The sequence below is a fragment of the Escherichia sp. MOD1-EC6300 genome (genome assembly GCF_002965045.1).
Classification (GTDB): Bacteria; Pseudomonadota; Gammaproteobacteria; order Enterobacterales; family Enterobacteriaceae; genus Escherichia; species Escherichia coli_F.
The window spans coordinates 110,196-123,225 of the sequence record NZ_PTRH01000010.1; the positions used below are offsets into that span (position 1 = coordinate 110,196).

5 protein-coding genes are annotated in these 13,030 nt (G+C 50.1%); 2 read left to right on the top strand and 3 right to left on the bottom strand.

Annotated elements, in window-relative coordinates:
- Positions 1 to 8: 8 nt before the first annotated feature.
- Together BGE37_RS16100 and BGE37_RS16105 are read right to left on the bottom strand one after the other, a co-directional pair.
- On the bottom strand, positions 9 to 332 hold the full coding sequence (locus tag BGE37_RS16100) for a helix-turn-helix domain-containing protein (RefSeq protein ID WP_000125643.1): 324 nt from the start codon (positions 330 to 332) through the stop codon (positions 9 to 11).
- Positions 316 to 669 (bottom strand): type II toxin-antitoxin system RelE/ParE family toxin, encoded by a 354-nt coding sequence (locus BGE37_RS16105; RefSeq protein WP_001521686.1) that lies wholly within the window; start codon positions 667 to 669, stop codon positions 316 to 318. The genes BGE37_RS16100 and BGE37_RS16105 overlap by 17 nt, the downstream gene beginning before the upstream one ends.
- Before the next feature lie 233 nt (positions 670 to 902).
- On the opposite strand from BGE37_RS16105, the gene nepI reads away from it, so the two are divergent.
- The gene (nepI, locus tag BGE37_RS16115) at positions 903 to 2,087 is read left to right on the top strand and encodes a purine ribonucleoside efflux pump NepI (protein WP_088541984.1); all 1,185 of its coding nucleotides are present in this window, start codon (positions 903 to 905) and stop codon (positions 2,085 to 2,087) included.
- A 202-nt stretch (positions 2,088 to 2,289) separates the two neighbouring features.
- A complete protein-coding gene (iatC, locus tag BGE37_RS16120) occupies positions 2,290 to 11,094 on the top strand; it encodes an inverse autotransporter adhesin IatC (RefSeq protein WP_105288210.1) in 8,805 nt (2,934 codons plus the stop codon).
- A 51-nt stretch (positions 11,095 to 11,145) separates the two neighbouring features.
- Here the strand turns inward: iatC and eilA are convergent, their stop codons facing one another.
- Positions 11,146 to 12,843 carry a HilA family transcriptional regulator EilA gene (gene eilA / locus BGE37_RS16125; protein ID WP_001176834.1) on the bottom strand — a complete coding sequence of 566 codons (1,698 nt, stop codon included), beginning with the start codon at positions 12,841 to 12,843 and terminating at the stop codon, positions 11,146 to 11,148.
- Between the last annotated feature and the right edge of the window lie 187 nt (positions 12,844 to 13,030).

Here is a 13,030-nt window from a genome sequence, read left to right on the forward strand (position 1 = left end):
CGTTCTATTTACAGCAGCACCTCCAGCCCGTGTTTTTGCACAATGCTGAGCAGTTTTAATGAAATGCCATTGGGGCGTTTAGCGCCACTTTCCCATTTTTGTACAGTTGAAACGCTGGTATTGAGATAGTGAGCGAAGACGGGCTGACTCACTTTTAATTTTTCCCGCAGTGCTTTTATCTCAACAGGTTGTAAGTCTTGCACGCTGGTCAGGCAGGCTTTGTCAAAAGTACGCATCGTTTCGGCAGAAATAGCATCGACGCTGGACAATCCAGCCGCTGCGCTGTGAATAGCCTCAAATGCAGGACTTTTAAATTTAGTTTTTGCAGTCATAGCAGATCTCTGTCAGTTCTTTAGTGTTAATCATTGCTGTTAGTTGGGCTTTCGTCAGGAAGGCATAATGCTTTGCAAGTTCACGAAACCCAGCCAGTTCCTGACTATTGATGTTCGACATATCCTGTTTTGCATATAAAAACGTGTAAAACCAATTGCTTCCCCCTTTTGCCAGAATAATTGCACGCTCACGATTTTGGTGAAGGCGCTTTTTAAAAACGCCACCACCAAGTGCATCAGCTTTACCTTGCTCCGTTTCTAAAATGGCCCGGCACAACTCTTCATCTGTTATTGCATGAGACCTGGCTTCCCTTGCAAACCATTTGGTTTTAAACACGCGCATATCGTTGAGGTCCTGTTATTAAAGTATATCACCAAGTGCAATACTTTATCCCTTATTCCCAACCCAATCGCGAAAATGCATATCAGCTTGCCCTATGATTTTTATTTCTTCGAGCAGCCTCGAACTTTTCCCACAACACCGTAAAAGTTGCAAAAACGTTAAATGTGTCACACATTTCAGTGTTAAAGTGGTCGGCTTTTCCTCTGAAACATGCCACGGGTAACACCATGAGTGAATTTATTGCCGAAAACCGCGGCGCGAATGCCATCACCCGACCGAACTGGTCAGCCGTTTTCTCGGTGGCGTTTTGCGTCGCCTGTCTGATTATCGTTGAGTTTTTGCCCGTCAGTTTGTTGACGCCAATGGCCCAGGATTTAGGCATTTCGGAAGGGGTTGCCGGGCAATCGGTGACCGTGACCGCCTTTGTGGCAATGTTTGCCAGTTTGTTTATTACCCAGACAATTCAGGCCACTGACCGCCGCTACGTTGTTATTTTGTTTGCCGTTTTGCTGACGCTCTCCTGCTTGCTGGTTTCCTTTGCTAACTCATTCAGTTTGCTTTTAATCGGTCGTGCCTGTCTGGGACTGGCGCTGGGCGGGTTCTGGGCGATGTCGGCGTCGCTGACCATGCGTCTGGTGCCGCCGCGTACGGTGCCGAAGGCGCTGTCGGTGATCTTCGGCGCGGTTTCTATTGCGCTGGTGATTGCCGCACCGTTGGGCAGTTTTTTAGGCGAGCTTATCGGTTGGCGCAATGTCTTTAATGCGGCGGCGGTGATGGGCGTGCTGTGTATTTTCTGGATTATCAAATCATTGCCTTCGCTGCCAGGCGAACCCTCGCATCAGAAACAAAATACTTTCCGCTTATTACAACGTCCGGGTGTGATGGCAGGGATGATCGCCATCTTCATGTCTTTCGCCGGGCAGTTTGCTTTCTTCACGTATATTCGCCCGGTGTATATGAACCTGGCGGGATTCGGCGTGGATGGCTTAACTCTGGTGCTGTTGAGTTTTGGTATCGCCAGCTTTATTGGTACGTCGCTTTCGTCGTTCATTCTTAAACGTTCGGTAAAACTGGCCTTAGCAGGCGCGCCGTTAATACTGGCTGTGAGTGCGTTGGTGCTGACGTTGTGGGGAAGCGATAAAATCGTTGCTACCGGCGTGGCGATTATCTGGGGGCTAACTTTTGCATTGGTTCCTGTCGGCTGGTCAACGTGGATCACCCGCTCACTGGCCGATCAGGCAGAAAAAGCCGGGTCTATTCAGGTGGCGGTTATTCAGCTTGCTAATACCTGTGGCGCGGCAATCGGCGGTTATGCGCTGGATAATATTGGTCTGACTTCGCCGTTGATGTTGTCCGGCACATTGATGTTGCTGACGGCGTTATTGGTCACCGCAAAGGTGAAAATGAAGTAACGTATTTACAGGAGGGGTTACTGCTCTGGCGGGAAAGCTCTCCTGTTCTTCCCCCTGATAACCCTTGATCAGGTATTGTTCTTATCTTGTTGTTATTTCCATTATTCCGCCTGTATTCATCATTTGCTAATCATGAATCATCATTTTCCCTCATGTTAAAGAAAGGTCATTTAATCTGAACGCATAGCGACAGGGATGACAAATGGCAGGGAAAGCGCATGGGAATGGCGATCGTCGGGGCGATAAAACCATATGTGGATTGGGGGATCGTTTACGTCGTCTGACCGCCGGTATTTGCCTGATAACACAAACTATTTTCCCTGTTATGGCTGCTGCCCCTACGCATGTTAACCCTGCGCATTCGGATACTGCCGCGTCACTGATCCTGTCGAACGTTAAAACTATTCCATACACCCTGGGGGCGTTGGAATCGCCACCAACGGTCGCGGCACGCTTTGGTATTACCGTTGATGAATTACGTCGCCTGAATCAGTTCCGTACTTTTGCGCGGGGCTTTGACAATGTGCGTCAGGGCGATGAAATAGATGTGCCCCTCATTAACAGTAACAGCCCTGAAGCGCGCAACCTGAAAGCAATGCAGATGGAGCGCGACGGCAAAGATCCGCAAATGCAGGTCGCGGAAGTGGCGCAGCAAAGCGGAACACTTTTAGCGCGCGATATGGACAGCGAACAGGCTGCGAGTATGGCGCGTGGCTGGGTGGCTTCTTCTGCATCTGCGCAGGCAACGGACTGGCTCAGTCGTTGGGGAACTGCCCGGGTATCTCTTGGTGTTGATGAAGATTTCAGCCTTAAAAGCTCGTCATTTGAATTTCTCCATCCGTGGTACGAAACGCCGGATAACCTGGTCTTCAGCCAGCACACACTTCACCGTACGGATGATCGCACTCAAACCAACCACGGTATCGGCTGGCGTTATTTCACATCGAGCTGGATGTCTGGCGTCAATATGTTTATCGATCATGACCTGACCCGCTATCACACTCGAACCGGGATGGGCGTTGAATACTGGCGCGATTACCTGAAACTGAGCGGCAACGGTTATCTGCGCCTCAGTAACTGGCGTAGTGCACCGGAACTCGACAATGACTATGAAGCACGTCCGGCGAACGGGTGGGATCTTCGCGCCGAAGGCTGGTTACCGGCCTGGCCGCAGCTGGGCGGCAAGTTGGTCTATGAACAATATTATGGCGATGAAGTGGCGCTGTTTGGTAAAGACGAGCGACAAAATGATCCTCACGCGATTACCGCAGGTTTGAGTTACACCCCCGTTCCCCTGATCTCCTTTAGTGCCGAGCAACGGCAGGGAAAACAGGGAGAGAACGACACCCGAATTGGTATGGAGCTGACGCTGCAACCCGGTCAATCACTGCAAAAACAGCTCGATCCGGCTGAAGTAGCAGCACGGCGTAGCCTTGTAGGCAGTCGCTATGACCTGGTCGATCGTAATAACAATATTGTCCTCGAATATCGCAAGAAAGAACTGGTGCGGCTGACGCTGACCGATCCGCTGAAAGGCAAGCCGGGCGAGGTTAAATCGCTGGTTTCTTCCTTACAAACCAAATACGCGCTGAAAGGTTATGACATCGAAGCCGCTTCCTTGCAATCTGCGGGCGGGAAAGTTGCTGTTTCCGGCAAGGATATTCAGGTCACTATTCCACCCTACCGATTTACGGTAATGCCTGAAACCGACAACACTTACCCAATAACAGTTATAGCGGAAGATTCGAAAGGGAATTTCTCCCGGCGTGAAGAAAGTATGGTGGTTGTAGAAAAACCCACACTAAGCCTCGCTGATTCAACGCTTTCTGTCGATCTACAAATTCTGCTTGCGGATGGAAAATCAATTTCAACGCTGACCTATACCGCGCGAGATTCCAGCGGCAAGCCTATCCCGGGTATGACATTAAAAACCCATGCGAAAGGTTTGCAAGATTTCGCCCTAAGCGAATGGAAAGACAACGGTAACGGAACCTATACCCAGTTAGTTACCTCCGGGAAGACGTCAGGCGCGTTGTCGCTGATGCCACAATTTAACGGCGACGATGTTGCTAAAACACCAGCGCTGATTGCCATTGTGGCTAATATGGCATCCCGAGCGGACTCCATGATTGAAACAGACCAGAATAATTACGTCGCGGGTAAGCCGATAGGCGTAAAAGTGACCCTGAAAGATGAGAATGGCAACGGGGTTACCGGAAGAAAAGAACTTCTTAAACAGGCTGTTAAAGTAGACAACACGAAGACCGATGCTGTTAGTGCCTGGACGGAAGAAAGTGAGGGAGTTTACAAAGCAAACTATACGGCCCATCTCATTGGCGACAAATTAACGGCCCAGCTGACGATGCCCGGCTGGCAAACCAAGCATTCGGATGCATTCAGTATTGCGGGTGATAAAGATACCGCCAAAATCGCAGCGATGCAGATCACCGCGAATAACGCAGTCGCCAGACGCGATCACAATACCGTCGCTGTGACGGTCAGGGACGTGCATCAAAATTTACTGCAGGGACAAAATGTTACCTTCACGGTCGTGAATGGTGCGGCGGTTTTTGCCGATCCAAATGGCGGTATTGTGACGACAGATAAAGACGGGATTGCCAGCGTTAACCTTGCCAGTGACCAGGCGGTAAACAGTCTTATCAAGGCCGAGATCAATGGCAGTAGTCAGTCTGTGGAAGTGAGCTTTATTACTGGCGATATCTCGCAGCTGACCTCCACCATCAAGACGGACGATGTGTCATACACCGCGGGTGGCAAGATAAAAGTGTCAGTTACCCTTATGGATGAGCAGAAAAACCTGGTGAAAGGGATGGCTTCGCTGCTGGTGGGTAGCGGTGTGGTCGAGGTGAGCGGTACAGATAAAAATGAAACGGGTAACTGGAGCGAAGAGTCTGATGGCGTTTACACCACCACCCGAACCGCGAAGATTGCTGGCAATAGCCATTACGCCACGCTGAAACTATCGACATGGAGTAGCGCGCAGCAATCCGATGCGTATGTCATCCGCGAAAGCGGAGCTGTGCTGGCTTATTCCTCTATCGTTACCGACAAAACGACCTATACCGCAGGCGGTGCGATTAAAGTTACGGTAACGCTCAAGGATAGCTATGAAAACCTGGTCGGGGGGCAACGAGACGCTATCAGCCAGGCTATCCAGCTGCCAAATACAAAAGCGGAAAGCATTACCTGGAATGAAGATCAAAAAGGCATTTATACCGCAACGTATACCGCTTTACTTCCTGGCACCGGTTTAAAAGCACAGCTACAGATGTCCGGCTGGGCGAGCGCCCTGACTTCAAATGTTTACAGTATTAGTGGCGATGCCGCCAGCGCACAAATTGTCTCGATGCAAGTGACAACGGGTAACCCGGATGTGCTGGCGAATGGTAGCGATCAACATACGGTGAATGTTCGGGTGGAAGATCAGTTTGGCAATGTGCTGCCGGAGCAGACTGTCACCTTTACGGTGACGAAAGGGGCGGCTGTATTTGCCAATGCAAGGCAGAGCGCAGATATCAGGACGGATGCGCATGGCATGGCAGAGGTTGATCTGAGCAGTACCGTAGCGGATGCCAGCACTGTTGAGGCTAAGGTCAATCAAAGCAGCGATAGTAAAACGGTGAACTTTGTTGCTGATGTTAGTACGGCGCGTATTGCTGATCTGGGGGTAACGCAGGATAACGCGGTGGCAGACGGCGCGACAGAGAACATGCTGTGGGTGAAAGTCACCGACGCGTTCGGTAATGCGCTGGGCGGGCAGACGGTCAGCGTGTTGGCGGACAACGGCGCAACGGTCGCTCCGACGGTGATTACAGAGCCGGACGGCACGGTGGAGATCAGTGTCACCAGCCAGACGGCGGGCACCAGTGCCGTCACTGCAACCATCAACAGCAGCAGCCAGAGCCGGGATGTGACGTTTATCGCCGATGTCAGGACGATGAAGATAGCGGATCTGGTCGTTAGCCAGGATAACGCGGTGGCAGACGGCGCGACGGCGAACACGCTGCAGGTGAAGGTGACCGATGCGTTCGGGAATGCGCTGGGCGGACAGACGGTCAGCGTGACGGCAGGCAACGGCGCAACGGTTGCTCCGACGGTGATTACAGAGCCGGACGGCACGGTGGAGATCAGTGTCACCAGTCAGACGGCGGGAGCCAGTACTGTCACTGTCAGCATCAACAGCAGTACCGCGAGCCGGAACGTCACGTTTATCGCCGATGTCAGCACGGCGCAGATCGCGAGTCTGGAGGTGACGCAGGATAACTCAGTGGCTGACGGCGCAATGGCGAACACGCTGCGGGTGAAGGTCACCGATGCTAACGGGAATGCACTTGCCGGGCAGACGGTCAGCGTGTTGGCAGGCAACGGTGCCACGACTGCTCCGACGGTCACCACGCAGCCGGACGGCACGGCGGAGATCTCTGTCACCAGCCAGACCGCCGGAATCAGTGCGGTCACTGCCAGCATTAACAGCAGCAGCCAGAGCCGGAACGTCACGTTTATCGCCGATGTCAGGACGGCGCAGATCGCGGATCTGGTGGTCACCCGGGATAACTCGGTGGCGGACGGTTCGACGGCGAATACGCTGCGGGTGAAGGTCACCGATGCGTTCGGGAATGCACTTGCCGGGCAGACGGTCAGCGTGTTGGCAGGCAACGGCGCAACGACTGCTCCGACGGTCACCACGCAGCCGGATGGCACGTTGGAGATCAGTGTCACCAGCCAGACCGCCGGAACCAGTGTGATCACCGCCAGCGTCAACAACAGCAGCCAGAGCCGGAACGTGACGTTTATTGCGGATGTCAGGACGGCGCAGATCGCGAGTCTGGAGGTGACGCAGGATAACGCCGTGGCTGACGGCGCAATGGCGAACACGCTGCGGGCGAGGGTGACCGATGCGTTCGGTAATACGCTTGCCGGACAGGCGGTCAGCGTGTTGGCGGATAACGGCGCAACGGTCGCTCCGACTGTCATCACAGGGCAGGACGGCACGGTGGAAATCAGTGTCACCAGCCAGACGGCGGGCAGCAGTGCGGTCACCGCCAGTATCAACAGCAGCAGTCAGAGCCGGGACGTGACGTTTATCGCGGATGTCAGGACGGCGAAGATCGCTGATCTGGTGGTCACCCGGGATAACTCAGTGTCTGACGGCGCAATGGCGAACACGCTGCAAGTGAAGGTTACCGATGCTAACGGTAATACGCTTGCCGGGCAGACGGTCAGCGTGACGGCAGGCAACGGCGCAACGGTCGCTCCGACTGTCATCACCGGGCAGGACGGGACGGTGGAAATCAGTGTCACCAGCCAGACGGCGGGCACCAGTGCGGTCACCGCCAGTATCAACAGCAGTACCGCGAGCCGGAACGTCACGTTTATCGCCGATGTCAGCACGGCGCAGATCGCGAGTCTGGAGGTGACGCAGGATAACTCAGTGGCTGACGGCGCAATGGCGAACACGCTGCGGGTGAAGGTCACCGATGCTAACGGGAATGTACTTGCCGGGCAGACGGTCAGCGTGACGGCAGGCAATGGCGCAACGGTCGCTCCGACTGTCATCACAGGGCAGGACGGCACGGTGGAGATCAGTGTCACCAGCCAGACGGCGGGCACCAGTACAGTCACCGCCAGCATCAACAGCAGCAGCCTGAGCCGGACCGTGACGTTTATCGCCGATGTCAGGACGGCGCAGATAGCGGATCTGGTAGTCACCCGGGATAACTCAGTGGCAGACGGTGCAATGGCGAATATGCTGCGGGCGAGGGTCACCGATGCGTTCGGTAATGCGCTTGCCGGGCAGACGGTCAGCGTGTTGGCGGACAACGGCGCAACGACTGCCCCGACGGTAATCACAGAGCCGGACGGCACGGTGGAGATCAGTGTCACCAGCCAGACGGCGGGAGCCAGTACTGTCACTGCCAGCATCAACAGCAGCAGCCTGAGCCGGAACGTGACGTTTGTCGCGGATGTCAGGACGGCGAAGATCGCGGATCTGGTGGTCATTAAGGACGGCTCAGTGGCAGATGGCGCGATGGCGAACACGCTGCGGGTGAAAGTCACCGACGCGTTCGGCAATGCGCTGGCCGGACAGACGGTCAGCGTCTCAGCGGACAACGGGGCAGCGGTTGCCGCGACGGTTATCACCGGGCCGGACGGCACCGTGGAAATCTCCGTCACCAGCCAGACGGCGGGCATCAGTACAGTTACCGCAACCATCAACAACAGCACTCTGAGCCAGAACGTGACGTTTATTGCTGATGTCAGCACGGCGAAGATCGCGGATCTGGTGGTCATTAAGGACGGCTCAGTGGCAGATGGTGCGATGGCGAACACGCTGCGGGTGAAAGTCACCGACGCGTTCGGCAATGCGCTGGCCGGACAGACGGTCAGCGTCTCAGCGGACAACGGGGCAGCGGTTGCCGCGACGGTTATCACCGGGCCGGACGGCACCGTGGAAATCTCCGTCACCAGCCAGACGGCGGGCATCAGTACAGTTACCGCAACCATCAACAACAGCACTCTGAGCCAGAACGTGACGTTTATTGCTGATGTCAGCACGGCGAAGATCGCGGATCTGGTGGTTATTAAGGACGGCTCAGTGGCTGACGGCGCAATGGCGAACACGCTGCGGGTGAAGGTCACCGATGCATTCGGTAATACGCTTGCCGGGCAGACAGTCAGCGTGTTGGCGGACAACGGTGCAACGGTTGCCCCGACGGTCACCACGCAGCCGGACGGCACGGTGGAGATCAGTGTCACCAGCCAGACGGCGGGCACCAGTGCGGTCACCGCCAGCATCAACAGCAGCAGCCTGAGCCAGAACGTCACCTTTGTACCGGGTGATGCATCGCAGCTCACGTCAACCGTTGAAACAAATAAGTCGAACTATACGGTTGGAGAGACAATCACCATCACGGTAACGCTCCGGGATGCGTTCGATAATCTGGTAACCGGTGCAGCTTCACAGTTAGCCGCTAATGGTGTGCTTACGGTGGCTGGCACCGACCCGTCAGAAACGGGAAGCTGGATTGAATCAGGTGGCGTGTATACCACAACCCGTATGGCGACGATTGCCAGTACCAATCAGCACGCCAACCTGCAATTGCAGACGTGGAGTGATGGTGTAACGTCAGATCGCTATGACATACAGTCCGGTTCTCCGGCGCAAGCCACATCAACTATCGCTACGGATAAAAACGCCTACACCGCTGGCGACACTATAACCGTCGCCGTGACGCTGAAAGACGCGCACGGTAACCTGGTTGAAGGGGGCGAGTCCTTACTGTCTGGTGATAACGTAATAGTGGAAGGAGCCGTACGTTCAGGAGGATGGTCTGAAAGTGCCGGTGTTTATACTGCTATATGGTCGGCGCAAATGGCGGGAGTGTCTCACCACGCGACGTTGACGTTGTCTGAATGGGGCAGCAGTAAACAATCAGAGAGTTATTCCATCCATAGTGGCGCTCCGGTGCAAACAAATTCAGCCATCAGGACAGATAAAACGACATATATCGCCGGGGAGTCATTAACTGTCACAGTAACGTTGCGGGATGAGTTTGGTAACCCGGCTTTAGGGCTGACATCAGGAGTTATCGAATCATATATCGATAATTTTACGGTGGGCGGCGCAGTCCCCGATTCGATGCAATGGGTCGAACAGAATAATGGTGAATATACCATGATCTGGACAGCATGGTTTGCCGAGAAAAATTTGGTTGCCAGTCTGAAATTAAAAACATGGGCAACGGAGATTAATTCCGCGCTATACGGGATACAACCAGGTGCAGCAGCAAAAACTCAGTCCACGATTATCACGGACAAAACGGTATATATCGCTGGGGAGAGCATAACGGTGACTGTTGTACTTAGTGATGCTCAGGGTAACTTTATTACTGATGGTGTCGCTCAGCTTAATGAGGAAAACGTAAAAGTCAGGAATGCAGATCCTATCCAGGGTAATAATTGGATATACAACGGCAATGGGCAATATCAAAGACAGTATATGGCGCAATTCGCGGAAGTGAATTTGAATGCACAACTGAAGATGGTTGGTTGGAGCGATGCCAATTATTCAAATAATTATACTATTAAACCGGGTGAAGCGAGTCCACTTAGTTCACAGCTTCGTATACGAGAAGATGCTGTGGTTGTTGGGGCGGATTTACCTGTCAGTGTTTTATTAGCTGATGATTTTGGTAACCCGTTGGATAACGGTCTGGATTTGCTGGATAATGCAGTGTACTTACAAAATGTGGAGAAGAAAGAAGGGGCTAAATGGATATATTTGGGTGATGGCATATATGAGCGTACCTATATGGCCTACAAAGAAGGAGAGAACTTAAATTCATTTCTGCAGATTAACGGTTGGCGTGTAAACGGGCAACCTTCCTATACCATCCTTCCTTTTGTAGTAGTCGATTCTCTGAGTGTGAATGGTGCAATATTCAGGGCGATAGATGGTTTTCCTGAAACAGGATTTGATGGGGCTAAATTCACCTTAGTATTAACCCATAATATGAAGAATACAGATTATGATTGGACGGCAGGCATCTATGGTATTAATGTTAACAATAATGGAGAAGTCACAATAAGTCTGCCCCTAAATAGTGAAATCACTATTACCGGGAAACCAAAAGACGGTAAAGGGAATAATGTTGTATTCAAATTCAAGATGAAAAAATGGTTTACTAGTTTAGGTGCTGCCAGTAATAACACTTGGGATATTATAAATACATCATGCAATAGCTATGGACAAGTGGCGTCATCTTTAGAATTAGCGCAGCGACCAAGTAGTGGTGTAGTTCCACGAAAAGTAGGTACGTTGTGGGGAGAATATGGTAATTTGAAAGCTTATGGCAGTACATTTAGCAGTACGGATTACTGGACAAGTACTGTACTTATAGGGGTTCACGAGAAATTCAATCCTGAAACTGGTATATCAACACCAGGATCAGGAAAGTCTTCTGGTTTGTGTGTGAGATATTTTTAACGAAATAACTACTAAATTGCCCTGCATCAGCAGGGCAATTTCTCTTCGTTCTTACGCAGAAGTACGCATCGCACTGATAGTATTAAATTCATTTTTTACATTGAGCAAACGAGGGTCGTGAAGCAAAACATTTGACCATAAATCATTGTCTTTAACTAATTGTTGCCAGCGCTTTTCATATTCTTTTTTACCATAAACAGTGTAAATTAATGGCAAAATCACACCATTTATTTTGTTGGTGTTAATATTTGCCAGTAACTTCATAATGTCATTTTTTATAGATGCGCCATAGATCAGAAACTTCGTATAAAGCGAGTTAACACAGCTGTAATCAAGACCATGTTCAGGCTCAAGTTTAAGCAATAAACTTTTGGCTTTGTCATTATGTCCTTTCAGTGCCATGAACATAGCCAGAATAGAGGTAATAATTGGATTATTACAGGTGTTTTGACTATTCAGATTTAATGCAAAAGATATCGCGTTATCGAGGGGGGATGTGTAATAAAGTATAATTAATTTAAGAATGCTTATGCCCATTTTATTGGGTTCAAGAGCAATGCTTTTTTCTATTAGATTAAATGCTCTTGCAAGGTCACCGTTCAAAAAGCATAGCAGAGACTGATAATAATAAACGTCTGGCGAATTAGGTTTGAGTAAATGTGCTTGCTTAAATAGCACATTAGACACTGAATGTTCATCTTTTAGCCCACTGATTAAACCCAGTAAACCCAATGCCTGAGAATTTGAAGGGTTAATTTCAAGAGCCTTTTCAATGGAGGTTACTGCCGTTGTTATTGCTTGTTTTTGTTCACTGAGTCCAAGGAGTGCTAATGATATATGGCATTCCGCCAGGCAACAGTAGGGCAAGGTATTTTGCGGTTGCGTACTCACACAATCTCTAAATATTACTAATGCTCGTTTCAAACTCTCTGGTGTATAACGATACATTTCCATTCTGCCATTCATATACATAACAGCAGAATCCAGAGATGGCATTTGTTGTGTATTAATAGATTTAAAATTAATATTGGGTATTTTTTCAATAAGAATATTAATTACTTGTGATAATAATACGGAAAGAGGATTGTCGGGGTTAAAATCAATACTTTGATGATCAATCAACTTATGCGTTCTGGCATGAATTAATTCAATAAATAAACGCCAGTTTTTACCATAGTGAACGACCTGACCCATAATGTAATATTCTGGGCCTGTTTTATTAATAAACTGATGGATAGTAGAAAAATCGCTTGCCTCATTCGTTACCGAGGCAGGTAAAATATCTAAACCACAAAAAGCATATTTTGAAAGGCCCTGCACAAGTTCGTAATGCAGTTTTAGAACATTGATTGAGCCTTCGGTACGAAATGGAAAAACAGCAAGAGTGGTAGTCGACTTTACCGGTTCATTATCGGTTACAATCACAATGGGTACAGTAAAACGGTATCCACGACCATAGACCGTTTCGATATACTTACACTGTTTATTCTCATGCAAAAGTTTGCGCAATGCATAAATACACCGTGTTAAAGATTCATCACTGGCAACACTTGCGCTCCAGACCTTATCAATAATCTCTTCTTTGCTAACAATTTCACCGTCAGCATTAAGTAATAGAATAATAACGCCAAGTTCTTTCGGGGGAATATGATATTCTTTGTTTTTGAATAATAATATTCCATTGTTTTTTAATACAAAGTCGCCAAATATATATTGTTGTGTATTATTTTTTCCATGTTGCAGTTGCATAGAACGCTCCTTCCGTTTTCTCTATTCATAGTATTAATTTGATCAATATAAAATAAAGTATTGGCAGAATTGCTCTATCAAAAAACGCTCATTTTGTAAGATTGTGATGAAGAAATGAATGAAAGCTGATGCTTAATAATATGAAACGCTGGTCCCATTTTACGAGACCAGATAGTGGACTATAATA